This is a genomic window from Spinactinospora alkalitolerans, assembly GCF_013408795.1.
Lineage (GTDB): Bacteria > Actinomycetota > Actinomycetes > Streptosporangiales > Streptosporangiaceae > Spinactinospora > Spinactinospora alkalitolerans.
Window position 1 is genome coordinate 6306072 of sequence record NZ_JACCCC010000001.1, and the last position, 23319, is coordinate 6329390.

Sequence of the window (23319 nt, forward strand, 5' to 3'; positions counted from 1 at the left end):
CACATGTGTGGAATCGCTGGATGGGTGAACTTCGATCAGGGCGTCCACGATGAGCGGGACCTCCTCTCCCGCATGACGGAGACCATGGCCTGCCGGGGTCCGGACGCCTCCGGCACCTGGACGGACGTGCATGTGGCACTCGGCCACCGGCGGCTCTCCGTCATCGACATCGAAGGCGGCCGTCAGCCCATGGCCGCCGAAGAGGGGGGCCGCTCCCTCGCCTGTCTGACCTACAGCGGCGAGGTCTACAACTTCCGGGAACTCCGCAAGGAGCTGATCTCCCGCGGGCACAGGTTCCGCACCCGCAGCGACACCGAAGTCGTCCTCCGCGGGCACCTGGAATGGGGCGAGGGGCTCGTCGACCGCCTGAACGGAATGTTCGCCTATGCCGTCTGGGACGCCGTCCACCAGGAACTGCTCCTGGTCCGCGACCGGATGGGGATCAAGCCCCTGTACTACTTCCCGCTGGACGATGGGGTGGTGTTCGGCTCGGAGCCCAAGGCGATCCTCCCCCATCCGAACGTTCCGCGCAGGATCGGGGAGGACGGTCTGCGCGAGGTCCTGGAGATGGTGAAGACTCCCGGGCAGGCGGTCTTCTCCGGAATGTCCGAGGTCCGCCCGGGGGAGATCGTGCGGGTGCGGCGCGGCGGGCTGACCAGGCGCACCTACTGGGCCCTTGAGGCCCGCGAGCACGGCGACGACCTGGACACCACCATCGCGACGGTGCGCTCACTGCTGGAGGACGTCGTCGATCGGCAGCTCGTCGCCGACGTGCCGCTGTGCTCGCTGCTCTCAGGCGGGCTGGATTCGTCGGCGATCACCGCTCTGGCCGCCAAGGGGCTCGGTGACACCCCCGTACGGTCGTTCTCCGTGGACTTCGCCGACCACGGGACGGGTTTCCGCGGCGACTCGATTCACGGATCGCCCGACGCTCCCTTCGCCCGCGACCTCGTGCGGCACGTGGGGGCCGAACACAGCGAGGTCATCCTGAACAGCGGAGAACTCGCCGATCCCGGGCTGCGCGCAGCCGTCGTCCGGGCCACCGACCTTCCGCCGACGTACTGGGGCGACATGTGGCCGTCGCTGTACCTGCTGTTCCAGGAGATCCGGAAGGAGTCCACGGTGGCCCTGTCCGGTGAGTCCGCGGACGAGGTCTTCGGGGGCTATCCCTGGTTCCACACCCCTGAGGCCGTGAACGCCTCGACCTTCCCCTGGCTTGCCTCGCCCACGAAGGCGCTGTTCGACGGGCAGGGACTGTTCGAGCCGTCCCTCCTGGACAAGCTGGACATGCGGGCCTTCCTGCGCGACAGCTACTCCCAGGCCGTGTCCGAGGCCCCCGTGCTGCCGGGGGAGAGCCCTCTGGAACGCCGGATGCGGCAGCTCACCTATGTCAACCTGACCCGCTTCAACCAGGCGCTGCTGGACCGCAAGGACCGCATGAGCATGGCGGTGGGCCTCGAAGTCCGCGTGCCCTTCTGCGACCACCGACTGGTGGACTACGTCTACAGCGTCCCCTGGTCCATGAAGACCTTCGACGGGAAGGAGAAGAGCCTGCTGCGCGCCGCGGTCGCAGACCTGCTTCCCGACTCCGTCGTGAAGCGGGTGAAGAGCCCCTACCCGACGACCCAGGATCCCGGATACGAGCTCGCCCTGCGCGGCGAGATGGCCCGCGTGCTGGAGGACCCCGGTTCACCGGTGGTCCCGCTGCTGGACACCGCGGCGGTGCGGACGCTCCTGGAGTCGCCGCTGGGCGACACCAGCCGGAAATACGAGCGGATGGGCCTGGAGACCGTGCTCGGCCTCAACTCGTGGCTGGTCTCATACTCGGTCGCCCTCGACCTCTGACCCCGCTCCACACTTCCTTCGCCGCACCCTCTTGACGCAAGACGGTACCGATCGGTACCGTCTTGCAGTGGATGGACACGCCAATACATGGCACCGCTCGGCGGAACGGCCCTTCGGCTACTCCTCCTCCCGACCGGCATCTCGCTGTTCAGCGAGTGCGACCAAGAGAGGATCCAAAGCGCATGTCCCAGGACCGATCCTCGCCGAGTCCGGCGGCGGCCGACCGGCCGTCGCCGTGGAGCGTCCCTATGCTGGCGTTCGGGACCTTCGCGATCGGCACGTGCGAATTCGTCCTCGCCGGCCTCCTGCCCCAGTTGGCGGAGTCGCTCGACGTCACGATCCCCACCGCGGGGCAGGTCGTCACCGTGTTCGCGCTGACCTGCGCGGTTCTGGCCCCCGTGCTGGCCACCTCCACCGCGGGCCGTCCCCGTCGCCAGGTCCTGCTCATCGCGGCTGCGGTCTACTTCGCGGGGAACGTCGGGACCGCGCTCTCGCCGTCCTTCCCCGTCCTCCTCGTCACCCAGATGGTGGCGGCGGCGGGAGCCGGCCTCTTCGTCCCCATCGCCTCGGTCACCGCCTCGGCACTGGTCCAGCCGGAACGGCGCGGAAGGGCCATCGCCATCGTGACCACGGGGTTGACGGCGGCGACAGCGCTCGGAGCGCCGATCGGCACCGTGCTGGGCGGACTGCTCGGCTGGCGGGCCGCGATGTTCTTCGTCGCCGCCCTGGCCCTGATCGCCATGCTCGGGATCGTCTCGGTGGTTCCGAAGAAGGTGGACGCTCCGGCCCCCGAGAGGCTGCGCGAACGGATCGCCCCCCTGGCCGACCGCAGAGTGGTCACCGTCCTGGCGACGACCCTGGTGGCATTCACCGCGGTCTACATCCCCTACACCTACATCTCGGTCGTGTTCGCGCCCGCCACCGGGGGCAGCAGCGTGCGGCTGGCCGTCCTCATGTCCATCGTCGGAGTCGTCGGCACGCTCGCCAACTACGTTGCCGGATCACTGGCCGACCGCATCGGCAGCCGTCCCGTGGTCGCGGGCGCGCTCGTCTGGCTGGCCGCCAGCCTGTTCATCATTCCGCTGGCGACCTCGCTCTACCCCGCCGCCCTGGTCATGGTCTTCCTCTACGGCTTCGCCGCCTTCGCCATCACCACACCGCAACAGCACCGCCTCATCACGCTGAAGCCGGAGTCGGCATCCGTTCTGATCTCGCTCAACGCCGCCATCCTTTACCTGGGCATCACGATGTCCGGCGTGCTTGGGGCAGCGGGGATCAGCCTCGTCGGCGCGGGCATGCTGACACTCCTGGCCGGCGGTCTGGCGCTGCTCGCCCTCCTGCTGTCCGAACTGGCACACCGGCTGTCGGCTCGCGGTTCGACGACCGCGGAACCGGAGAAAGGGGAGTCCGGCAAGGAGTCCGCGGCCGGCCTGAGCACCTGACCCGCCGCTCTCTCCCGGACGGCGGGGCCGCGGAAGCCGTCCTTCCCGGCCCCGCGGGAAGCCGCAGCCCCCAGAGGTAACCGGTGCCGTAAAGGCCCTTCGATCTCCACAGATCGAAGGGCCTTTTCGCGTGTCCGACCGAAGGCGCCCGCGCATGAATCAGGAGAGCACTTCTTTCACGTACCGTTTTTTGCTCGGAGTACCCCGCAACCTCCGGGCGGGCGCTCGGCGACACGAAGACATGCATTCGAGTCGGAAAACAAACGGAACATCCTCCCGCCCTCGGATTGAAGACAGGCCTATCAATCGGCAAAACATTTGGCAGCACGGGCGCAGCTTTTTGTCAATTACTTGTCCTCATTCGGACCGGCCATCACTCGGCGCGCTCGATATCGGCCGCCTCTTTCCGTCCAAAAATCAGCGCCGATACAACCGATAACCGCTCTACTGGAAACCCTCCGAAGTCTCGGATAGAAGAACGGAGGCGCCGGCGACCATTGATTACACAGGGTAGTAAATTGCCACAGCACCCCCCTGTCCGGCCTCAGTCATTTCGGATATAACTGGTTCCGGAATTGACCGGGACTCCGCGACCGCTGCCCGAGGGAGCGAACAGCTCCGGAGCGGGCACGGAATCTCCGGCAGCCGTGGACTGAAACCGGCGTTTCACTTTCCCAGCTCGGAGGTATTTCTGCTGTGGTGAGCACCCTGATCGACGAGAACCCTCGTTTCAAGGAGATCATCGACAGACTCAATTCGAAGTCGGTCGAGGACTACTACAACCCGTACCGGGTATTCGAATGGCCGGACGAACTTCCTGCAGGAATGTGGTGGATGACCCCGGAGCTGACCACCACACATGGAAGTGAGATCGCGGACGGCCTCTCGCGGGAGCAGCTCCACGCGCTTTCCCGATACGAGAGCATCAATTTCTACAGCCTCAATGTCCACGGGATCCGAGAACTCCTGATCGAGGTCACCAAGAGGATCCACACGACGGAATTCGCGACCCCCTCCGAATTCTTCCACCACTTCATCGGCGAAGAGAATGAGCACATGTGGTTCTTCGCCGAGTTCTGCCTGCGCTACGGCGGGAAAATCTATGCTCAGCCGCGCGGCGGCGCCGAAACCATTCCCCCGAGCAACGCTGAGAGTCTTCTCGTCTTCGCTCGCATCCTCATCTTCGAGGAACTCGTTGACCATTTCAATTCGAAAATGGCTCTGGACACGAACCTGCACGAAACGATCCGGCAAGTCAACCGAATTCACCACCAGGACGAATCCCGGCACATCGCGTTCGGGCGGGAACTGGTCCGGGTCCTTTTCGAGGACTTCCAGAAGCAGGCGACCGAAGCCGAGATCGGCCAGGTGAGCGACTACCTGAAGCGCTACATCACCTTCAGCTTCGAGTCGCTGTACAACCCGCACGTCTACAGGGACGCGGGCATCGACAGTCCACTGGACGTCCGCAGGCGGCTTCTTGAGAGTCCCAGGCGCAAGGAGTTCGAGCAGCAGGTGTTCCGTAAGACGCTCTCCTTCCTCACCAAGACCGGAATGTTGACCGACCGCGACCTCTCGGACTCCTCCGGGGAGCAGTCGGGGAAGGGAGCCGAACGACGATGAACAAGGTATCCGACGGTCTGGCGATCCTGGACTCCGACCACACGGAGCTGCTCGACACCCTGGACTCGGTTTTCACCGAGTGGGCACTGAAAGCAGGGGCGAAGAAGATATCTCCGCCTCCCGTCTACCGAGTCGCACAGCTGGAGAAATTCGACGTCTACGACAACTTCCCGCACTTGGCGCTCGTCGCCGGCCCCTTGAGACCGGCCGACGAATCACGGCCCGATGCCCACAGATTCCACCCCGGCAAGCTCGCCGACGCCCATCTCGGCCTCCCCACCGCCACGTGCTTCGGCGCCTATCTCTTCTTCGAGGGAATGCGGGTTCCCTCCTCCGCCCTCGTCACTCTCGCCAACCACTGCTTCAGAAACGAAGAGTATTTCGACGGGTTGCGCCGACTGCTCAGCTTCAGGATGCGGGAAATCGTGGCCCTGGGGACGTATGAGCACACCCGGAACGTCATCGAGGATTTCAAGGCGAGAATCGAGGCGTTCCTCGGGGAACTGGACCTGGATTTCACCTCCGAGGCCGCGACAGACCCCTTCTTCGATCGTGAGGGCGGGCGGGCGCTTCTGCAGAGACTGCAGGAGGTGAAGCGCGAGTTCACGGTCGACGGCCTGGCGATCGCGTCCGTCAACACGCACCGGAACTTCTTCGGTGAGAGGTGCGGCATCACCGTGGAGAACGGTTCGTCGCACGCCTTCACGAGCTGCGTCGCCTTCGGGCTCGAGCGGTGGGTGAGCGTGCTCGTCGACCGGTACGGTACGGCCGCCAAGGCGGCCGAGGTGGCACGTTCGGCCGCCTTGAACACCGGATCGGATTGATGTCCCAGCGGATCGGCGTCGATCTCGTACCGCTGGCCCGGATCCGCCCCCTGCTCGCCGCCGAACGGCGAGAGGTACTCGAACGGATGCTGCGGCCGGACGAGATCTCGAACTGCAGGCGCGGGGGGCGGCTCGACGTACCGGCACTGGCCGGCCGTATCGCGGCGAAAGAGGCGGTCTTCAAACTGCTCCGCGAAGACGGCGTGCCTCTTCCCTGGCTGTCGATCGGGGTCTCGGCCAAGAGCGGAACGTGGCCGAAGGTCGCTCTCGAAGGAGAGGCGCTTTCCCTCGCGCAGGCATCAGGAATCCAATCCGACATATCGGTGAGCATCTCGCATGACGGGGACTACGCCGTCGCCGCAGCCGTATGCGAAATAGCGGACCCGGTGTACGAGCCGTCTCCTCCCACGGCGGATTGACCGCCCGGATGGAACGGACAAGCCCATCCTGTCAAGAAAGAGGGATCACATGTCCCAGTCCACTGCCGACCAGATCGACGACGTCAGGAATTGGATTCTGGCCCGGAATCCGGAGCGCGAGAGCCTGGACAACAGCGAGGACCTGGTCGAGAACCGCCTGGTCGACTCGCTGTCGTTCGTCGAGTTCATCTTCACCATCGAGCAGGCAAGCGGAAAGGAGATCCCGATGGACGACCTCAACCTCGATGACCTGCGGACCCTCGGCAGCATCGAAAAGGCCTACTTCACCGACTCGCGCCGCTCTTAGGCGCGCCGGAAGAGGAGATCGCATTCCATGAAAGAGATCTCATACACCGCCCAGTGGACCGCGGCAGCGCGGGCGGTCGAAAGCGAACGGACCGGCGACCGGCTCTTCCGGGACGAATACGCGAGAACACTCGCCGCTCCCCGCGGATTCGAACTGCTGAACAAGTACCGGGGTGCGGCGGTGGCCGATTTCATCGCCGTGCGCACCCGGTACATGGACGACTCGGTGGGGCGGGTGATGGCGGAGGGCTGGATCGACCAGGTCGTCATGGTGGCCAGCGGGATGGACACCCGCCCTTATCGGCTGGCCTGGCCGGACCGCACGACCGTCTACGAAGTGGACCACGCCGCGCTACTCGCGGAGAAGCACGACCGGCTGAGCGGCCTGTCGGCGCGGCCGAGGGTGCGCACCGTACACGTAGGAGCCGACCTCGCCGAAGAGTGGCGCCCGATGCTCGCGGACGTCGGATTCGACGCGGCACGCCCCACCCTCTGGGTCGCCGAAGGACTGCTGTTCTTCCTGACCGAGGAACAGGCGGCGGATCTGCTCTCGGCCCTGGCCAAGGAGTCCGCCCCCGGAAGCGAACTTGCCGTCGACATGACCAGTGCGTCGCTGCTCGCCCATCCGATGACCCAGCCCTTTCTGCGGGCCCTGCGCGAGGCGGACACGCCCTGGCTGTTCGGAACCGACGACCCGGTTGGCTTCCTCTCCGGCTGCGGCTGGGCCGTACACGACCTCAAGCAGCCAGGAGAGCCGGGGGCCGGCGAGGACCGATGGCCCTACCCGCCGCCTCCGCGGGGGATCGCGAACGCGCCGCGGAACTGGCTGATCAACGCGGCCCTGACCGAAATCTCCTCCCCCCAACAGGAGGTCCGCCCATGACGGGGACCGCGACCCTGGAACGCGTCGAGTCCTTCCTGCCCGAGCGGCGCGTGGACATCGGCGACCTGGCCGAACGGCTGGGCCTGCGCACGACAGAGATCGGGGTGTTCCGTAAGATCTACGGCCTCGGCGAACTGCGTTTCGACCCGGACATGGACCTGTTCGACCTGGTCATGCCCGCGGCCCGCCAAGCGCTCGCCGCGCTCCCGGAGGGCCGACGGATCGACTACGTCGTGTTCGCGCACACCATGCAGACCGTCGCCCCGCCCGATACCGACGCCGCCCAGGTGATCCGCGACGAGCTCGGCCTGCGGGGCGCCGAGGCGTTCGCACTCAACCAGCAGGCATGTGTGAGCAGCATGGGCGCGATCGATGTCGTGGCCGAGCTCATGCGCGCCGACATCGGTACCGGGAGTCGCTCACGCCCCGGTTACGCCCTCATGGTGACCGGAGAGCGCGCCTACTCACCGCGGATTCAGTTGATTCCGCACAGCGCGATCATGGCTGAGGCGGCGGCGGCCTGCCTGATCACCCTCGACGGGCCGGGTGACGCGGTGGTCTCCTACGTTGACCGGACCCATGGCGAGTTCGCCGCCGGGCTGGAGATGGGCAGCGAGGAGATCCAGCGCTTCGGCCAGGTCTACGCCCCCGAATTCGCCGACGTGATCAGGCAGGCCGTGGCCGAGGCCGGCCTCGGCCTCTCCGACATCGACCGGATCATTCCGCACAACGTCAACCTGATCTCCTGGCGCCAGGTGATCAAGGAGCTGAAGATCGATCCGGAGCTGGTGTTCCTGGACAACGTTCCCAGGCTCAGCCACTGCTACTCGTCGGACGTCTTCGTCAACTACACCACCCTGCGCGACGAAGGGCGCCTTGTCGAGGGCCGCAACTACGTTCTCGCATCCGTCGGCCTCGGCGCCACCTTCGGCGCCATGGTGCTCACCCATTCCGGGAAGTGATCGCATGGCAGACGCCTCTTACACCGAAGCCGTGAAGGAAGCCCTGGTCGGCGACCGCGACGCCGAGTTCGTATGGCTGTGCAACTTCGAAGTGGAGCACGAGTGGGCGCGGGGGTTTCCAGGCCTCCCGTCCGCACAGGCATCGGCCACCGCATCGATCGTTCAGCGCATGGAGGAGTTTGGAGCACTTCTGGCCGCCCCCGGAGATCACCTGCTGCTGGGGTCGGCCCTCGATCCCGGTTACCGGGCCTACCTCGGCAGGACGGTGTCCCCTCCACCCGGCGAGATCGTCGTCGACGGCGCCGACACCGCCAGGGCCGTGCTCTCGTCGCCGGCGGCGATCAACCGACTGCGCGCGCTCGCCGACCGGGGCGCCTACCTCATGCCTATGGGGGTCTCCCGGAACGAGGAGGAGATCACCACGGCGACCGGACTGAAGCTGGCCGCTCCCGACGCGGACACGGCTCAGCGGGTCAACAGCAAGATATACAGCCGAAGACTGGTCGAGGAGCTCGGTCTCCGCGGCATCCCCGGCCACACCTGCGAAACCGTGGAAGAGCTCCGGAACGCACTGCGGCCGCTCCCGACGCCGGAATCCCCCCTGATCGTCAAGGACGCCTACGGGATGTCCGGCAAGGGCCTCCTCGTCCTCGACTCGCCGCGGCGGGCCGAAGGCCTGCTGCGCATGGTCGAACGCCGAGCGCAGCGCACGGGCGACCCGAGTATCCATGTCGTCGTCGAGGAGTTCCTGGACAAGCGCTTCGACCTCAACTACCAGTTCACCGTCGACCGCACGGGCCGGGTCCGGCTCGACTTCGTCAAGAGGGCGCTGACCTCCGGGGGCGTCCACCAAGGGCATGTGATCCCGGCCGGGCTGAGTTGCGGCCACATCGAGGAGATCGGCACCGTCGCCGAGCATCTGGGCAACCGGCTCTTCGCCGACGGCTTCTTCGGGATCGTCGGCGTGGACGCGCTGCTGAGCGACGACGGCCTCCTCTACCCGGTCCTGGAGATCAACGCCCGGTTGAACATGTCGAGCTACCAGGGACGGGTCCTGGAAAGGTTCCACCGCCCGCCCGCGGTGGCGCTGGCCAAGCACTACACACTGCGGCTCCGACGCACCGTCGGATTCGAGGAGGTCCTCCACGAACTCGGGGACCTGGCGGCGCCGCCGACCGGTGGCAGCGGGCTGGTGGTCACGTGCTTCGGGACCCTCAACGCGGCCCGCGCGGAAATCGAACGCGCCGGCACCCGGGAGGGGCGCCTGTACACGGTGCTGATCGCTCCGGACGACGCCCGGCTCCGGGAACTCGACGGCCGGGTCGCCGACCGGCTCGGCCGCCTCACGACCAAGGAGGCATCGGTATGAGCGACGGCGAGTGGCGGGTTCAGGGCGTCTCCGCCTCCGAACTCGCCCGAGAGTTCGGCACCCCTCTCTTCGTCTACGACTCGGAGGTACTGAAAGCGAGCTACGCGGGCCTGCGCGAACGCCTGCATCCGGCCGTCGACGTACTTCTGTCGCTGAAGGCCAACCCGAACGTCAGCGTCTGCTCCTACCTGGGGTCCCTCGGAGCGGGGGCGGAAGTCTCCTCGCTGACGGAACTCAACACCGCGCAGTGGGCGGGCATCCCTCCCGAGCGGACCATCTTCCTCGGCCCGGGAAAGACCCGCCGGGAACTCGAGGCATGCGTCTCCGGCGACCTCCACGCCACGGTGTGCGAGTCCCTTGAGGAGCTCCTCGTCCTCGAGCGGATCGCCCGGGAGGCCGGCGTCGACGACGTGCCCGTCCTGCTCAGGATCAACCCGGACTTCCACACCAAGGGCTCGGGACTGGCGATGGGCGGTAAACCCAGGCAGTTCGGCACTGACGTGGAGGTCCTGCGCGGCGCTTCGGGCATGCTGGCCGGACTGCGCCGGGTACGGGTGCTGGGGTTCCACGTCTACATGGGGACGCGCTTCCTCAAGCACGAGGATCTCGTGCACAACACCGAGCAGATCCTCAGGATCGTCTCGGAGCTCGCGGTGGAGACGGGGACCTCCCTGGAGACCGTGGACTTCGGGGGCGGGTTCGGCATCGCCTACTTCGACAATGAGAAGGACCTCGACATCGACCTCCTCGTGGCGGGGATCAACGATGTCGTGCGGTCCTTTCTCAGGGACCACCCCGGGTGCCGGCTCATCACCGAGCTCGGCCGCTACCTGACCGCCCTGTGCGGCACCTACATGGTCAGCGCGCTCTATGTGAAGCAGTCCATGGGCGAGCACTTCGTGGTGACCGACGGAGGGACCAACCACCACATGGCGGCGGTCGGAGTGGGCAGCTTCGTCAAACGCAACTTTCCGATGCGGTCGCTCAGCCGCGGCCGGGACGGCGGAAGCCGGGAGTACACCGTCACCGGACCGCTGTGCACGCCCAACGACGTGCTGGGCAGACGGGTCCTCCTACCCGCCGTGGAGCCCGGGGACCTGCTCGGTGTCGAGAGGTCGGGCGCCTACGGCCCCACCGCCTCCCCAGGATTGTTCCTGAGCCACGGCTACCCGAGCGAGGTCCTGGTGCACAACGGGGTTCCGCACCTGGTGCGCACCCGCGACCGCAGCACCGACCTGCTCGTCAAGCAGAGACTGATCGATTTCACCGCCGACCCCGAGCAGACGTACGAGTACCGGGAACAGGAGCTTCGCAAATGAGCCGCCAGGAGATCATCACCGCCATCACGGCCGCATTGAGCTCGGTCCTCGAAAGAGAGGTGGAGGGCACGACCGAGGAGACCCGCCTGTTCGACGAGCTGCACCTGGACTCCACCTCCGTTCTGGAGCTGCTGATGTCCATCGAGGACGGCACGGGGATCGAGGTGGACCCTGAGAACCTGGACATGAACGACTTCGCGTCGGTGGGAACGCTCGCCACCTACCTGCAGTCGCAGGAAGCGGCGCCCACCGGCGCCGAGCAGGTGTGAAATGGGGACGACACCCGTACTGCGGTCCGCCTCAGCGGTGGTCTCCCCGGAGAGCGCGCCGCCCTCCGACGACACCGCGCTGCTCGAGTACTACCGCGATCTCGTCGAGCCCTTCGGCGGAGTCGTCGACGAGGAAGGCGTTCGCGCCGGAACCCGCGTCGCCCATAGTGATCTCGTCGATCATCTCGTCGGCCCGCAGGACCGGGAGAGGGCCCCCGGGCTGATCGTCCTCACCCATGCGCTGCCCGACCTGCATCCGTTCACGGCCGTTGCCCCCTACCTGAACATGCTGCTCGGTGGCACGGCGAGCAGCTTCGGGATCTCCCAGCAAGGGATTTCGGCCCCCTTCACCGCGTTGCGCGTGGTCAGCGCCTTCCAGCGCGCCGGGCGCTGTGACAGGGCCGTCGTGGCGGTTCTCGAACAGAGCACGCTGCCGACACCGCATCCGGGCGTTCCGGCCGACGGCCTCATCGACTCCGGGGTACTGCTCGAATTCGGTGCGGGCGAGGGGCCGGGCCTGAACGGCGTGGAGGCGGTCGGCCCGCCCCACTCGCCCGCGTCGAGGCTGTACGGGATCGCCGCGGCCGACCCGGAGGGCACGCTGCTGGTCGTCGGCCCCTCAGTCGGTGCGGAGGGGGTCGCCGACGCGGCCGGGTGCCATCGAGCCCGCTCGGACACCTACTGCACCGGTGTCTGGCTGGCCCTCGCCCAGGAGTGGCGATCCTGGGCCGAGCGGTACCGCCGGATCGTGCTGTGCGACACCGACCCCGTCTCGGGGCGCAGCCACCTCGCGGTGTTCGACTCCCCGGCCCGGAACTGAACGGCCGCGTGCGGGTCGGGGTCGATGTGCTGTGCGTCGGTGAGCTGGACGGGCTGTTCGAACGTCCGTGGTTTCGCCGGTACGCCTACTCCGCGGAGGAACTGGCCGCCGCCGGGGCGTGGGGCCGGGAGCGCGCCCGTGAGTTCCTCACCGGCCGCTTCGCCTGCAAGGAGGCCGTGGTGAAGGTACTGCGCTGCGGCTTCTCCGGCGGCGTGGTCCCCAACCAGGTGTCGGTGCTGCGCGACACGGCCGGCGCTCCGGAGGTCCGGCTGACCGGACACGCCGCCGAGCGCGCCCGGGCCGTCGGGGTCGCGGAGGTCACCGTCTCCATCGCGCACAAACGCGGACTGGTCATCGCCGTCGCCGTCGGCCTACCCGCGCGCGCCTCGGGACGGTCGACGGCGCGTCCCGGTGCCGACCCCGCGGCACTCGCCACCGGAATCACCGGCCGTCTGGACGAACACACATGGAAGCAGAGGAGAGCCTGATGAGACCACACGTCGGCGCGGCCCGCCGCGCCGTGGAACCGATCCGGCAGAGCCGCGGAGAAGGAGGGCGGCGATGACACGGCCGCACGTCCGGAGAACGGAGGATTGGGTGCGTGCCCTTGAGCCGTCGCCGCAGGCCGCGTCCCGGGTGCTGGTCTGCCCGCACGCGGGCGCGTCCGCCGGTGCGTTCACCGCATTGGCCGGCGGACTCGCCCCCGGCGTCGAACTCCTTGCCGTCCAGTACCCGGGCCGACAGGACCGGAGGAGCGAACCGGCGGTCCGCGACGTGTCAGTGCTCGCCGAACGGATCGCGGACGAGGTGCGGCCCTGGACCGATCGGCCGATGGCCGTCCTCGGCCACAGCATGGGTGCGGCGGTGGCTTTCGAGGTGACCCGCAGGCTGGAGGACGACGGCACGGCCCCCGTCCGGCTGTTCGTCTCCGGCAGGCGCGCCCCGGGGGCCGGGCTGGGGCTGCCGCCCCCCGAGAGCGACGACGACATCGTCGCCGAACTGCGCAGGACCGACGCCGTCCCGCGGAAGCTGCTGGAGCGCGCCGCCTACCGGGAGTCGATCCTTTCGGTGCTCCGCCACGACTTCCATGCGAACGCGACCTACCGGTGCCCGACCGGAACACGGGTGCTCTCGCCCATCACCTTCCTGCTGTCCGACGAGGACCCCTACGTCGACGGTGAGGGCGCGCAGGGGTGGGCGGACCACACCGAGTCGGACTTGGACGTCGTGCGGTTCCCCGGTGGCCACGATTTCCTCCTCACGTCATCCGACGCCGTGATCAGCGAGGTCAGGGCGGGTCTCTCACGCCCCGTCCGCTGAGGATGCGTGGAGGTAGCGCGGTACGGTGACAGGCCTCCCGCCGGTCCCGCGGTGACGGGCTCCGGATCGGCGGGGGCGCGGGGAGCCGCCGCGAGGAGGCCGGGGCGCCTTCCACGCCACCGGCGGTGAGCGTGCGCCGCACCGGTCCTCACCCGGGCGGGCGGAGCGCCGACCGTGCCGGGCCGGCCGGGGTCAGGATCCCGGCCGGCCCGGATCCCGGTCCCCGATGCCCTCCAACCTCCGCCGCAGCGCCCGGACCTCGAGCTCCAGTTCCCGGTTCTCCCTCTTCAAGGCCTGCATCCTCTCGGCCACGGGGGCCAGGTCCCTCTCGGTGAACCGCCGTGGGATGTGCTGGGTACAGTTCCAGCTGTAGGCCTCGACGCTGACGATCACGACCCGCTCGACGCGGCCGTCGGTGCGCCTGGAATCCACACGTCGCCGCAGCTCGAGGTCCGCGTCCAGGTCCTGCGTACAGGCGTGGCCGAAGACCTTGAGCCGTGCTTGGGCCGGATAGTCCATGAAGAACAGCGCAGTCCGGTCGCTGGCGCTGATGTTCCCGTTGCTGATGTACTGGCGGTTGCCGCGCACATCCGCGTAGGCGATCGTGCGCTCGTCGATGACGTGCACGAACCCGGACGGCCCTCCTCGGAACTGCACGTAGGGCCAGCCCGTCTCGCCCACGGTCGCGATGTAGAAGCCGTCGCGGCCGGTGATGAACTCGGCCTCATCGGGGCCGAGCGCGTCGGGGCCGTCGTCGCCCCCGTCCGCCAGGCGCCCGCCTGCCCGGCGGCTCCCCTGCTCCTCCTGAAACCGCCGCACGGATTCCGTGAACGCGACCTGAGCGTAGCGTCTCATCCGACCTTCGCCCCTCTGCTTCCCTCGCGGGGTCGATCAAGCAGGCTCTGCGCCATGGCCCTGGCGTGCTGCGCCGCGGCCGAACCCTGCTCGCGGAGCGCGGTCACTGTGGCCCCGTCAATGAGCAGCATGAAGCGCTCGGCGATCCTCTGGTGGTCCTCGTGGCCCGCCTCGGCCAGCAGACCGTCCAGATAGGCGATCACGGACCGCTTGTGCTCGGCCGCCACCCGGAACGCGGGGGAGTCCGGGTCGGCCGCCTCCACCATCGCATTGACGGAGGCGCAGCCGCGGAAGTCCGGGGAGGCGAACTGCTCGCCCAACGCGTCGAAGGCGGCGAGCGGGTCCCCGCCCTGTGCCGTCACGACCTCCTCCAGCCAGGCGCGCCAGCGCGTGTCGTACCTCTTGAGGATCGCGACCACCAGCTCCTCCTTGCCGGCGAAGTGGCGGTAGAAGGAGGCCCGACCCACACCGGAGACGGACAGCAGCCGGTCCACCCCGACGGCCTGGATCCCCTCCCTGTAGAAGAGGTCTTCGGCGGCGGACATCAGACGCTCTCGAGCGTGAGTCGGCATACCGTCAGGTTAACAACCCGGCGACCACAACGGAACCGTCCGGTACCGTTTAATCGGTTCTCCGCCGGCGCCCGCACCCGCGGGTGCCCGCGCGAGTGCGCGGTGCTACGCCGGTGCTGCGGGGAAGTAGTGGTCGATGAGGGGGTTGCGGAACTTGCCCGCCGGGTCGAACCGGCGCAGCAGCCGGCGGAAGTCGTCCCAGCGCTCGTAGGAGGCGCGCAGCGTCTCCGGGGCGGTGGTGGAGAGCTTGCCCCAGTGGGGGCGGGCGTCGAAGGGGGCAAGTGCCTCCTCGATGCGCGTCAGCACGGGCGCGACGGCGGCGGCGTCGGCGATCCAGGTGAAGTGGAAGGCGACGCTGTCCCGGCCGTGGCTGGGGCTGAGCCAGTCGGAGTCGGCGGCCACGGTGCGGATCTCCGACACCTGGAGCACGGGCGAGACCTCCGGCCCGATCTCCCTGAGCGCCTTCACGGCCTGGGCGGCGTCGGCGCGGGCGACGAAGTACTCCGACTGCAGCTCGGCGCCCGCGCTGGGCAGGAACCCGGCGCGGAAGTGCGGGAGCCGCTCGTCCCACGGCCCGGCCGCGCCCATCTGGTCGGTGGTGTTGGCGGTGGGCATCCCCTCGATCGGGTGGCGGGCGCCGTCGGCGGGCCGGGCGCCGGTCCAGGCGAGATCGGGCAGCGGGTCGCCGACGCGGCGCTTCACCCACGTCCGGATCCTGTCCGCCCAGTCGGTGAAGACGCTGACGCTGTAGGCGGCGGCGAAGACGTCGTCGAAGCGCTCGGTGAGCGCGGACCAGGCAAGCCCTTCGTGGACGTGCTGCTCGACCTCGAACGCCGGGCACAGGTCGAGGGTGAGGGCCGTGGCGACGCCGAGGGCGCCGAGCGAGGTGACGGCTCCCTCGAACCCCTCGGAGCCGCGCGAGAGGACGACGGGCGTGCCGTCGGCGGTGACGAGCTCGATGGAGCTGACGGCCGCGGCCAGCGTGCCGACGGAGTCGCCCGAGCCGTGGGTGCCGGTGGCGCACGCCCCGGCAAGGGTGAAGTGCGGCGTCGACGGCAGGCTCGGCAGGGCCAGCCCGTGCCGCCGCAGCGCCGCGCAGAGGGCGTCGAGCCGCACGCCGGCGCCGACCCGGGCCGATGCGCGGTCGGCGTCGACCTCGGCGACGGCGGGCATCCGATCCAGGGTGACCAGTGCGCCCGTGGTGTCGGCGATCCGGTTGAACGAGTGGCCGGTGCCCAGCGCGCGCACCCGGTCGTTCCCGGCGACGACCTCCCGGAGCTCGGCGATCGACGCCGGGCTGTGCAGGCTGCGCGCCGCGAACTCGACGTTGCCCGCCCAGTTCGTCGCGTGTGCGGCCATCGGTGTTCCTTTCTCCGCCCTACAGGCGTCCGTGCTTCACGTCATCGAGGAACGCACGCCACTCGGCCGCGTCGAACGCGAGATGCCCGAGCCCCCGGTTCTGTGAGTCCCGGACGGCCGAGCCCACGGGGGTGTCGGCGACCTCGACGCAGTTCTGCGTCACTGACCCGCTGTAGCCCGACTTGCGAAACCGCAGGTCGTCGTTCGGAGACAGGTCGGTCATCTCGGCCCCTTCACGGTCGTTCGTCCTTGGGAACGCGCTTTCATCCTGCCAGGGCCGTACGGCCTTGAACACGGGCGGGGTTGTACCGCGGACCCCATGTGGCCGGAAGCGGTGCCTGGTGGCCATCGACCGCACCTTCGACTACCTGCAGTGGAAGTTCCCTTGGGTGACCAAGATGACGCAGAGCGTCCCGGTGGTGCTCGTGGAGAGCGGCACGCCGATCCGGCAGCACATGGCCAAGTCCCACGTCGACGAGAGCGACATCCTCAGCGCCGCGCGCAAGAGCCAGGGCCTGTCGCGCATGGACCAGATCGACTACGCCATCCTGGAGCGTTCGGGGGGCATCAGCATCCTGCCGAAGAGCCCGGCGCAGCAGGAGTAAGCCCCCGGCGCCCGGGCAAGGCCGGACAGAGCCCCGGACGGGAACGGCCCCGGCACGACCGGAAGCGGTGCCTGGCTGACGGACTCGGCGCCCGCTATGATCGCGGTGGGACTGTTCAGGTAACAGCGGCGAAAGCCCCCGGCGCTTGCCGGGGGCTTTCGCCGTGTATCAGCTACAGTCTGTCGGCCTTCACATCAGCGATGAACGCTCGCCACTCAACCGTGCCGAACTCGATATGGCCGAGATGCTGGCTCTGGCTGTCGCGGACGGCCGTACCGGCGGACGTCTCCGCGACCTCAACACAGTTCTGGCCCGTTCCGCTGCTGTAGGAACTCTTGCGGAACGCCAGGTGGGACTGCTCGGGCATGATGATCTGCTCTTCTACTGGGAACGTGTCAGGCTCTCTTCCAAGAATGCCACCGAGTCATCGACGGACAGCGCGGCATCCTCAACCGCTGCGAAGACCCTCTCGTAGTGCTCCACTTCGCGCTGGTCTTCAAGGAACAGGCCGGTCATTGACTGCTCCAGGTAGACCACCGAGGGATCGTGCGGGAACCCCATCACGACGAACGAGCCGTTCATTGCGGGATGCGGGCCTGAGGCATCTGGCACGATACGCACCCGGAGGGCAGGGCGCTGCATAACGATGAGGTGCCGGAGCTGCGCGGGAGCTACCTCACGTGGGAGCTTGCGGACGGCAGCTTCATCGATCAGAGCGGTGAAGACCGGTGCATCAGAACGCTCCAAGATCTGTCGGCGCATCATCCGCGCCTCCACACGCCGATTTACCTGGTGCTCATCAGTGATGCCGCTACCTCGAACGATGGCCCTGGCGTATTCCTGGGTCTGTAGCAGGCCCGGGATGTACAGAGCCTCGTATGTGCGCAGCTCTGTCGCTTCGGTCTCCAAGTCGATATAGGCGCCGGTGCCGAGCACATCCCGGTAGCCGACCCACCATCCGGCCTGGCTGGCCTCCTTTGCCAGCTTCACGTAAGCGGCGCGCTCTTCCTCGTCAGTGATCCCGTAGATATCGAGCAGGGTGAGCAGATCAGCCTCGCGCAGGTGCTGAAGCTGCCGATTCTCGATACGGGTCACTTTGGCCGCTGACCACGGACGGCCAGGACTTCGCTTCTTCGCTTCCTTGCCGACGGCATCGACCGTGAAGCCCTTGTTGGCACGCAGCGTCAGCAACTGTCGCGCAAGACGGCGTCGACGGAGCGTAGGACTGGCAGCCAACTCGTGAGCACTCCTCGCTGAGGGTGACGTCCGGTGGCGCGATTCTACGCGTCGGGTTGATTTCTGTGACATTTAGTGCATCATTCAGTCTATACAGAGATAACTAGTGCAGAATAATTCCATCAATCAGAAGTGAATATTGCAATCTCAGTCACGCTGCGGCACGATGGGGCTACCTGAACAGCTCCCGCCGGATCTCCCATCCGGCTCCACTCCCGAGGAGTTCGCCCATGCGACTCATCCGGACCCTCTACGCGTCCCTGTTCGAGGCGCGGCGGCGCCCGAACCAGCCGCCCCCGCGCCACGCCCGTACTCCCCGCCCGCCGGGGCCCGTGGTTCCTCCGGCTCGCTCCGCTCCCCCGGCAAGCCGTAAGAGCGCGGTCCCCGAACCGAGGCCCCGGCAGGCCGAGCGCCTGCGCTCCTACGCCGCGGCGCCGGTGGCGGTGGCCGACTCCGACCGGTTCGGCGAGGTCGGCGCACGCCACCGGCACCGCCGGCACCTGGCCTACGCCCCCGGCCAGGCCGCGCCGTACCAGGCCCACCACCGCACCAGGACCGGCATCGTGCCGGCCGCCGGCGACCCCGACACCCTCGACTTCGCGCTGACCGCGTTCACGCCGCCGTCCTACGCGCGCCCCTACCTCGACCGCCGCCCCGACTCCGCCCCTGCCCGCGGGCGGCCGATCACGGCCGGGGTGACCTGAATGCTCGACCTCACCCCTGACGAGGCCCGCCTGCTGCGCACCATGGCCGACGACATCGTCAAAGGCACCCAGGACCGCGCCTACCGGCTCGGCGGCGCCCGCGACACCTCCGTGGCGATCCTGCGCCGGATCGCCCAATGGCTCGGCGACGCCTGCAACCAGCACCGCCCCGGCGCCGAGCCGCGCCGCCTGCCGTGCATACGCCCCGCCGGCCACACCGGACACCACCTCGACGCCCACGGCCAAAGCTGGCAACAGCGCTGCGGACACTGCGGCCAGACACCCCCGAAGACCCCGGCGACCCGCACCACACGAGCAGGGCAGCGCCCCCGCCCCCCGCTCATCCACCCATGAGACCGCCGCGCCCCGGCAAACCTCCCCACCCACCCGCCGGGGCACGGCCCCACAGGGGGCCCGGAGAAAAGGGCCGGACACCCCTCCCCTCCCGAAACAATCTCTCCGACTCACGACAGAAGCACGACAAGAAGGGAGTTCGATGGCTACCGTCGATGGAAGCAGACCGAATCTCCGACGACTCTTTCCGGCTCTCTCCGGTGAGGAGGTTGTTGCATGACCGCCGACGAGCGCCCGGATCAGGGCGAGAACCAGCGGACAGCAGAGAGGCTGCGCGACGCATTGTTCGCCGCCGATCTGAAACGCCTGGTCCAAGCCTCACAGGAGGACGATGACGAGAGCGTCGCGGAGATCAGACGGAACTACGCAATTGAGTAGCCGGATCAGGCCATGAACCAGAGAGTCGCGACGGCGCGTGTTACGGTGAGTTCCCCTGTTCTCCATAGTGAGATGAATAGGAGAATCATGAGACTCACGTTACTGGCGAAAGACGGTAAGTCTCAGCTGAAGGATTGCCCCTCCGTCTACATGGCCGATACCGGCGAACTCGTCGTACAGGGACCTGAGCTGGACGCCACAGAGATACAGGAACTGCAGAGCCCCCTCTCTGGCGAGACCGCCGTGCGCATCGACCCGGAGATCGCCCTCAGGGCGATGGAGCTCTACAAGCAGGGTTCGAAGCATTGACCGAGTCGCGTGGAGGGAAGCATCTCGACCGCGACGAGTTTGAGTGCCTCTTCACAGATTTCCGCTATACCGCTTTCCGGTTGGAGACGCTCCAAAATTACTCCGTCAGTGACGAGAAAGGCCCCTTCGAGGAATTTATATCCGATGGGTTCCAGGGGTTCTCCGCTGACGTCCACGATTGGGGGGAAGAAATCCGCGCGGGCACCGTCGAAGGACGGCGGTACAGCCGGGTGCACGTGGTCACCGAGCCCCTGTCGGATTACATTCGCTTCGAATGTGCATGCGGATACCGGCTCAGTGTCACCGCCGGTGAGGACATCCGCATCCTCCCCGTCAAGGAGGGCGACTGGCCCGACGGGATACCGCGTCTGGACTACTGGCTGTTCGACTCCCACCGGCTGGTGAAGATGAACTACGGTCTCGACGGTGGGCTGCTCGCCCCTGAACTGGTCGACGACCCCGGGCAGATCGTGGCGGCCAACCTCTGGCGCGATCGCGCGATGCACCTGTCGATCCCGTTCACCGAGTACGAGACCCGGTTCGACGCTGACATGCGTCCCGCTGAAGAACGGTGGCGATGAAAGACAACCCCGACGACGCCGGTACCCGCAACGAAATCCGGGGAGGTGCGGGCGCCGTCGTGCAAGCCGGTGCCGTCCATGGCGACGTGCACATCACGGCGTCCGCCCCCACCCCTGTGGACGGATCTCCGCCCCGGCAACTTCCGATGGCGGTCACCGGATTCGTCAACCGCAGGGCCGAGATCGCCCGGCTCGATGGGCTGCTGTCTTCGCCGGAGGGCGGGAGCACCGGTGAGGGCGACACGGCGGTCGTCGTCTCCGCGATCGGCGGCGCCCCCGGGATCGGCAAGACCGCGCTGGCGCTGCACTGGGCGCACCGCGTCCGTTCCCGCTATCCCGACGGCGACCTGTACGTCAACCTGCGCGGCCACGGGCCCGGACCCCGCCTGGACACCTCCGAGGCGCTCGGCTCGCTCCTGCAGGCGCTCGGCGTCCCGCCCGGAGGCATCCCCCTGGACCTCGACGGCAGGGCGGCCCTGTATCGGTCACGGCTCGACCACAGGCGCATGCTCATCCTGATCGACGACGCCGTGTCCGCCGAGCAGGTCCGCCCGCTGCTTCCGGCCTCGCCCGGTTGCCTGGTGCTGGTGACCAGCCGCAGCACACTCTCCGGACTCGTGGCACGAGAAGGGGCACGACGGATGACCCTGGACACGCTCTCAACGGACGAGGCGCTCGCCCTCCTCAGGAGCACCGTCGGAGCACGACGCATCGACGCCGAACCCGAGGCGGCGCGGGACCTCGTCGCCCACTGCGCCCGCCTCCCCCTGGCACTGCGCATCCTGGCCGAGCGCCTGATCGACCGGCCCGATGCGTCGCTGGGCGACATGGTCGCCGATCTCGCCGCCGAGGACCGGCGGCTGGACGCGCTCGGCACGGCCGACGACGAACTCAGCGACGTCCGGGCGGTCTTCTCCGCCTCCTACGCCGCGCTGCCCGCCGAAGCGGCACGGCTGTTCCGATGCCTCGGCCTGCACCCGGGGACCGACTTCGGTGCTGCGGCCTGCGCCGCGTCCGCGGGGCTGTCCGTGCGGGAGGCGCTCCCCCTCCTCGACCGGCTCACCGCGGCGAGCCTGCTGCAACGGGTCGGCCACGACCGCTACCGGCTGCACGACCTGCTGCGGCTGTACGCGGTCGAGCGCTTCCGCACCGACGAGCCCCCCGGCAAGGACGTCGAGGTGCTGCGCCTCCTCGTGCGCTGGTACCTGACCACCGCGCGCAACGCTGTGCGGGCGATGACGCCCAACTTCCGCCTCGTCGGCGTTCCCGACGGCGGGGCGCGGACGGAGCCGATCGCCTTCGACACCACCGACGCCGCCCTCACCTGGTTCGAGCAGGAGCGCGCCAACCTCGTCGGCTCGGTGCGGGCCGCGCTCGACCACCGGCTGCACGACCTCGCCTGGCGGCTCCCCACGACCGTTTGCCCCCTCTTCGAACTGCACCGGCACTGGCACGAGTGGCGGCGGCTCAACCAGTGGGGCCTGGACGCGGCCCGCGCGCTCGACCACCGGCACGGCCAGGCGCGCAACCTGCTCGGGCTCGCCGACGCCGAGTGGCTGCTCGGCAACGCCGACACCGCCCTGGAGCACTACGAGGCGGCGCTCGCGGCCAGCCGTGACGTGGGCGACGGCTGGATCGAGGGGTTCGCGCTGCGCCAGCTCGGGGCGATCCGCCTGGAGCGTGGTGACATCGACGGCGACGGGGCCCGCGCGCTGATCCTGCGCGGCATCGACGCGTTCCGCCGCGCCGGTGAGCGGCGCGGAGAGGGCATGGCCCTGCTGAGCCTCGCCGAATGCGAACGGACGGCCGGCCGGTTCGACGACGGCCTCGCCTACTGCCGCACCGCGATCGGCATCTTCACCGAGGTCGCCGACACCTGGAGCGTCGCCTGGGGACGGTGCTCCTCGGCCGCCGTCCTGAACTCGGCGCACAGGTACGCCGAGGCGCTGGAGGAGTACCGGGCGGCGATCGCGGTCTTCCGCGACATCGACGACCGCGACAGCGAAGCCGTCGCGCTGACCGGAATGGGGCAGGCCCACGCGGCCATGGGCGATCCCGACCGGGCGCGCACCCACCTCGGCGCGGCGCTGGACATCCTCACGTCCGTGGACGACCCCAGAGCCGACGACGTCGAAGCACTGATCGCACGCCTGCCCTGATCAAGGCCATCCCACCTCGCCAATCACGCCACCCGCCTTATGGGAGTGCCATGCCCACCATGCCCGCGTCGGAGTTCGCCGCCCGGTTCCCGTCACTGTTCCGCACGTCGGCGTTCCGATTGGAGACCCTCGACTTCTACATCGCCGACAACGAGCGCGAACCCTACCGCCGCTTCCAGTCAGGCCGATCCCAGGACCTGAGCTGGCGACGGCCATGGCAGCGGACCGTCCGAGGCATCCGCGAAAACGGGGGAGGCATCGGGCGCGTCCACATCGTGCCCGACCCACTGACCGACTACCTCAGATTCGAACTCACCTGCGCCTACCCCGCCAGCGTCGAAGCAGGAGAGGACGTGCGCGTCCTCGCCCGCGCCTCCGCCGACACACTGGACCTGCCCGACGGAGAGGACTACTGGCTGTTCGACGACGAGCGCTCGGCGCTCCTCCGCTACGCCCCGGACGGCGAGTTCATCGACGTCGAACTCGTCACCGACCCCGACCGCGTCAAGCAGCACGCCGAGTGGCGGCACACCGCCCAGGCCGCCGCCGTCCCCCTGCACGAGTACCTGCAAACCGCCGGTCTTACCCCCGCCCATTGACCCCCGGTCCGATCACCTGCTGCACGACCTCGTCTGGCGACTCCAGGCAGGCGCGCACAACGCCCGCTTTTACGGTGGCCCCCTCGCCCGATCTGTCGGATTTTCAGAAACGATCGGGGTCATGTTCAAGTCCGACATGACTCCAGGAGCAAGATCACCGCCGGAGGAAACGGGATCCGCCCGGGGCGGCTGCCGCAGTGCGTGCAG

General features: G+C 68.3%; 28 protein-coding genes. 22 read left to right on the plus strand and 6 right to left on the minus strand.

Annotated features, from left to right (window positions below):
• The first annotated feature begins 3 nt into the window (after window positions 1-3).
• From asnB to HDA32_RS28330, 14 genes are all read left to right on the plus strand, one after another.
• Window positions 4-1845: an asparagine synthase (glutamine-hydrolyzing) gene (gene asnB / locus HDA32_RS28265; RefSeq protein WP_179646043.1), complete on the plus strand. Its 1842-nt coding sequence runs from the start codon at window positions 4-6 to the stop codon at window positions 1843-1845.
• Window positions 1846-2093: 248 nt separating this feature from the next.
• Window positions 2094-3287: an MFS transporter gene (locus HDA32_RS28270; protein WP_246334517.1), complete on the plus strand. Its 1194-nt coding sequence runs from the start codon at window positions 2094-2096 to the stop codon at window positions 3285-3287.
• 699 nt (window positions 3288-3986) lie between these two features.
• Window positions 3987-4910, plus strand: coding sequence for a diiron oxygenase (locus HDA32_RS28275; RefSeq protein WP_312863361.1), 924 nt, complete (start codon window positions 3987-3989; stop codon window positions 4908-4910).
• Window positions 4907-5734, plus strand: a complete 828-nt coding sequence (locus HDA32_RS28280) for a class-II aminoacyl-tRNA synthetase family protein (RefSeq protein ID WP_179646046.1) — start codon at window positions 4907-4909, stop codon at window positions 5732-5734. Before HDA32_RS28275 ends, HDA32_RS28280 begins: the two co-directional genes overlap by 4 nt.
• Window positions 5734-6153, plus strand: a complete 420-nt coding sequence (locus tag HDA32_RS28285; RefSeq protein WP_179646047.1) for a holo-ACP synthase — start codon at window positions 5734-5736, stop codon at window positions 6151-6153. The genes HDA32_RS28280 and HDA32_RS28285 overlap by 1 nt, the downstream gene beginning before the upstream one ends.
• A gap of 49 nt (window positions 6154-6202) precedes the next feature.
• Complete coding sequence (locus tag HDA32_RS28290) at window positions 6203-6460, plus strand: acyl carrier protein (RefSeq protein ID WP_179646048.1); 258 nt, start codon at window positions 6203-6205, stop codon at window positions 6458-6460.
• 27 nt (window positions 6461-6487) lie between these two features.
• Window positions 6488-7342: a class I SAM-dependent methyltransferase gene (locus HDA32_RS28295; protein ID WP_179646049.1), complete on the plus strand. Its 855-nt coding sequence runs from the start codon at window positions 6488-6490 to the stop codon at window positions 7340-7342.
• Entirely contained in the window at window positions 7339-8304 is a 966-nt protein-coding gene (locus HDA32_RS28300) for a 3-oxoacyl-[acyl-carrier-protein] synthase III C-terminal domain-containing protein (RefSeq protein WP_179646050.1), read from the plus strand. The genes HDA32_RS28295 and HDA32_RS28300 overlap by 4 nt, the downstream gene beginning before the upstream one ends.
• A 4-nt stretch (window positions 8305-8308) precedes the next feature.
• Window positions 8309-9673 carry a preATP grasp domain-containing protein gene (locus HDA32_RS28305; protein ID WP_179646051.1) on the plus strand — a complete coding sequence of 455 codons (1365 nt, stop codon included), beginning with the start codon at window positions 8309-8311 and terminating at the stop codon, window positions 9671-9673.
• Entirely contained in the window at window positions 9670-10992 is a 1323-nt protein-coding gene (locus tag HDA32_RS28310) for a type III PLP-dependent enzyme domain-containing protein (RefSeq protein ID WP_179646052.1), read from the plus strand. The genes HDA32_RS28305 and HDA32_RS28310 overlap by 4 nt, the downstream gene beginning before the upstream one ends.
• Window positions 10989-11261: an acyl carrier protein gene (locus HDA32_RS28315; RefSeq protein WP_179646053.1), complete on the plus strand. Its 273-nt coding sequence runs from the start codon at window positions 10989-10991 to the stop codon at window positions 11259-11261. Before HDA32_RS28310 ends, HDA32_RS28315 begins: the two co-directional genes overlap by 4 nt.
• 1 nt (window position 11262) lies before the next feature.
• Window positions 11263-12081, plus strand: coding sequence for a hypothetical protein (locus tag HDA32_RS28320; protein ID WP_179646054.1), 819 nt, complete (start codon window positions 11263-11265; stop codon window positions 12079-12081).
• Between the two features lie 8 nt (window positions 12082-12089).
• Window positions 12090-12569 carry a holo-ACP synthase gene (locus HDA32_RS28325; protein WP_179646055.1) on the plus strand — a complete coding sequence of 160 codons (480 nt, stop codon included), beginning with the start codon at window positions 12090-12092 and terminating at the stop codon, window positions 12567-12569.
• A gap of 109 nt (window positions 12570-12678) precedes the next feature.
• On the plus strand, window positions 12679-13401 hold the full coding sequence (locus HDA32_RS28330) for a thioesterase II family protein (protein WP_179646056.1): 723 nt from the start codon (window positions 12679-12681) through the stop codon (window positions 13399-13401).
• A 192-nt stretch (window positions 13402-13593) separates the two neighbouring features.
• On the opposite strand, the gene HDA32_RS28335 is transcribed toward HDA32_RS28330, so the two are convergent.
• From HDA32_RS28335 to HDA32_RS28350, 4 genes are all read right to left on the minus strand, one after another.
• Entirely contained in the window at window positions 13594-14256 is a 663-nt protein-coding gene (locus HDA32_RS28335) for a pyridoxamine 5'-phosphate oxidase family protein (protein WP_179646057.1), read from the minus strand.
• Entirely contained in the window at window positions 14253-14801 is a 549-nt protein-coding gene (locus tag HDA32_RS28340) for a TetR/AcrR family transcriptional regulator (protein WP_246334520.1), read from the minus strand. Before HDA32_RS28340 ends, HDA32_RS28335 begins: the two co-directional genes overlap by 4 nt.
• Before the next feature lie 132 nt (window positions 14802-14933).
• Window positions 14934-16187, minus strand: coding sequence for an FAD-binding protein (locus tag HDA32_RS28345; RefSeq protein WP_179646059.1), 1254 nt, complete (start codon window positions 16185-16187; stop codon window positions 14934-14936).
• Between the two features lie 19 nt (window positions 16188-16206).
• Window positions 16207-16410, minus strand: a complete 204-nt coding sequence (locus tag HDA32_RS28350) for a DUF397 domain-containing protein (RefSeq protein WP_179646060.1) — start codon at window positions 16408-16410, stop codon at window positions 16207-16209.
• A 118-nt stretch (window positions 16411-16528) separates the two neighbouring features.
• On the opposite strand from HDA32_RS28350, the gene HDA32_RS28355 reads away from it, so the two are divergent.
• Window positions 16529-16792 (plus strand): YetF domain-containing protein, encoded by a 264-nt coding sequence (locus HDA32_RS28355; protein ID WP_312863363.1) that lies wholly within the window; start codon window positions 16529-16531, stop codon window positions 16790-16792.
• 172 nt (window positions 16793-16964) lie between these two features.
• Here HDA32_RS28355 and HDA32_RS28360 read toward each other — a convergent pair whose 3' ends face one another.
• On the minus strand, window positions 16965-17159 hold the full coding sequence (locus HDA32_RS28360) for a DUF397 domain-containing protein (RefSeq protein WP_179646061.1): 195 nt from the start codon (window positions 17157-17159) through the stop codon (window positions 16965-16967).
• A 14-nt stretch (window positions 17160-17173) separates the two neighbouring features.
• Complete coding sequence (locus tag HDA32_RS28365; RefSeq protein ID WP_312863364.1) at window positions 17174-18100, minus strand: DUF5753 domain-containing protein; 927 nt, start codon at window positions 18098-18100, stop codon at window positions 17174-17176.
• Between the two features lie 158 nt (window positions 18101-18258).
• Between HDA32_RS28365 and HDA32_RS28370 the strand changes: the two genes are divergently transcribed.
• The 7 genes from HDA32_RS28370 (at window position 18259) to HDA32_RS28400 (ending at window position 23112) form a co-directional block, all read left to right on the plus strand.
• Window positions 18259-18732, plus strand: a complete 474-nt coding sequence (locus HDA32_RS28370) for a hypothetical protein (protein WP_179646063.1) — start codon at window positions 18259-18261, stop codon at window positions 18730-18732.
• On the plus strand, window positions 18733-19086 hold the full coding sequence (locus HDA32_RS28375) for a hypothetical protein (protein WP_179646064.1): 354 nt from the start codon (window positions 18733-18735) through the stop codon (window positions 19084-19086).
• Between the two features lie 216 nt (window positions 19087-19302).
• Window positions 19303-19464, plus strand: coding sequence for a hypothetical protein (locus HDA32_RS28380; RefSeq protein ID WP_179646065.1), 162 nt, complete (start codon window positions 19303-19305; stop codon window positions 19462-19464).
• A 12-nt stretch (window positions 19465-19476) separates the two neighbouring features.
• The gene (locus HDA32_RS28385) at window positions 19477-19773 is read left to right on the plus strand and encodes a hypothetical protein (protein ID WP_312863365.1); all 297 of its coding nucleotides are present in this window, start codon (window positions 19477-19479) and stop codon (window positions 19771-19773) included.
• Window positions 19770-20354 carry a DUF6879 family protein gene (locus HDA32_RS28390; RefSeq protein ID WP_179646066.1) on the plus strand — a complete coding sequence of 195 codons (585 nt, stop codon included), beginning with the start codon at window positions 19770-19772 and terminating at the stop codon, window positions 20352-20354. The genes HDA32_RS28385 and HDA32_RS28390 overlap by 4 nt, the downstream gene beginning before the upstream one ends.
• 146 nt (window positions 20355-20500) lie before the next feature.
• Window positions 20501-22513, plus strand: coding sequence for an ATP-binding protein (locus tag HDA32_RS28395; protein WP_246334522.1), 2013 nt, complete (start codon window positions 20501-20503; stop codon window positions 22511-22513).
• Window positions 22514-22563: 50 nt separating this feature from the next.
• The gene (locus HDA32_RS28400) at window positions 22564-23112 is read left to right on the plus strand and encodes a DUF6879 family protein (RefSeq protein WP_246334524.1); all 549 of its coding nucleotides are present in this window, start codon (window positions 22564-22566) and stop codon (window positions 23110-23112) included.
• Window positions 23113-23319: the final 207 nt, after the last annotated feature.

What these genes read in the sequence shown, in the direction of transcription:
- HDA32_RS28335 (WP_179646057.1), bottom strand. Translation starts at nt 14,256, where the DNA reads ATGAGACGCTACGCTCAGGTCGCGTTCACGGAATCCGTGCGGCGGTTT.
- HDA32_RS28385 (WP_312863365.1), top strand. Translation starts at nt 19,477, where the DNA reads ATGAACCAGAGAGTCGCGACGGCGCGTGTTACGGTGAGTTCCCCTGTT.
- HDA32_RS28340 (WP_246334520.1), bottom strand. Translation starts at nt 14,801, where the DNA reads ATGTCCGCCGCCGAAGACCTCTTCTACAGGGAGGGGATCCAGGCCGTC.
- HDA32_RS28315 (WP_179646053.1), top strand. Translation starts at nt 10,989, where the DNA reads ATGAGCCGCCAGGAGATCATCACCGCCATCACGGCCGCATTGAGCTCG.
- HDA32_RS28295 (WP_179646049.1), top strand. Translation starts at nt 6,488, where the DNA reads ATGAAAGAGATCTCATACACCGCCCAGTGGACCGCGGCAGCGCGGGCG.
- HDA32_RS28280 (WP_179646046.1), top strand. Translation starts at nt 4,907, where the DNA reads ATGAACAAGGTATCCGACGGTCTGGCGATCCTGGACTCCGACCACACG.
- HDA32_RS28320 (WP_179646054.1), top strand. Translation starts at nt 11,263, where the DNA reads ATGGGGACGACACCCGTACTGCGGTCCGCCTCAGCGGTGGTCTCCCCG.
- HDA32_RS28360 (WP_179646061.1), bottom strand. Translation starts at nt 17,159, where the DNA reads ATGCCCGAGCAGTCCCACCTGGCGTTCCGCAAGAGTTCCTACAGCAGC.
- HDA32_RS28310 (WP_179646052.1), top strand. Translation starts at nt 9,670, where the DNA reads ATGAGCGACGGCGAGTGGCGGGTTCAGGGCGTCTCCGCCTCCGAACTC.
- HDA32_RS28395 (WP_246334522.1), top strand. Translation starts at nt 20,501, where the DNA reads ATGGCGGTCACCGGATTCGTCAACCGCAGGGCCGAGATCGCCCGGCTC.
- HDA32_RS28380 (WP_179646065.1), top strand. Translation starts at nt 19,303, where the DNA reads ATGACCGCCGACGAGCGCCCGGATCAGGGCGAGAACCAGCGGACAGCA.
- HDA32_RS28305 (WP_179646051.1), top strand. Translation starts at nt 8,309, where the DNA reads ATGGCAGACGCCTCTTACACCGAAGCCGTGAAGGAAGCCCTGGTCGGC.
- HDA32_RS28290 (WP_179646048.1), top strand. Translation starts at nt 6,203, where the DNA reads ATGTCCCAGTCCACTGCCGACCAGATCGACGACGTCAGGAATTGGATT.
- HDA32_RS28370 (WP_179646063.1), top strand. Translation starts at nt 18,259, where the DNA reads ATGCGACTCATCCGGACCCTCTACGCGTCCCTGTTCGAGGCGCGGCGG.
- HDA32_RS28285 (WP_179646047.1), top strand. Translation starts at nt 5,734, where the DNA reads ATGTCCCAGCGGATCGGCGTCGATCTCGTACCGCTGGCCCGGATCCGC.
- HDA32_RS28300 (WP_179646050.1), top strand. Translation starts at nt 7,339, where the DNA reads ATGACGGGGACCGCGACCCTGGAACGCGTCGAGTCCTTCCTGCCCGAG.
- HDA32_RS28270 (WP_246334517.1), top strand. Translation starts at nt 2,094, where the DNA reads ATGCTGGCGTTCGGGACCTTCGCGATCGGCACGTGCGAATTCGTCCTC.
- HDA32_RS28375 (WP_179646064.1), top strand. Translation starts at nt 18,733, where the DNA reads ATGCTCGACCTCACCCCTGACGAGGCCCGCCTGCTGCGCACCATGGCC.
- HDA32_RS28350 (WP_179646060.1), bottom strand. Translation starts at nt 16,410, where the DNA reads ATGACCGACCTGTCTCCGAACGACGACCTGCGGTTTCGCAAGTCGGGC.
- HDA32_RS28400 (WP_246334524.1), top strand. Translation starts at nt 22,564, where the DNA reads ATGCCCACCATGCCCGCGTCGGAGTTCGCCGCCCGGTTCCCGTCACTG.
- HDA32_RS28365 (WP_312863364.1), bottom strand. Translation starts at nt 18,100, where the DNA reads ATGTCACAGAAATCAACCCGACGCGTAGAATCGCGCCACCGGACGTCA.
- HDA32_RS28345 (WP_179646059.1), bottom strand. Translation starts at nt 16,187, where the DNA reads ATGGCCGCACACGCGACGAACTGGGCGGGCAACGTCGAGTTCGCGGCG.
- asnB (WP_179646043.1), top strand. Translation starts at nt 4, where the DNA reads ATGTGTGGAATCGCTGGATGGGTGAACTTCGATCAGGGCGTCCACGAT.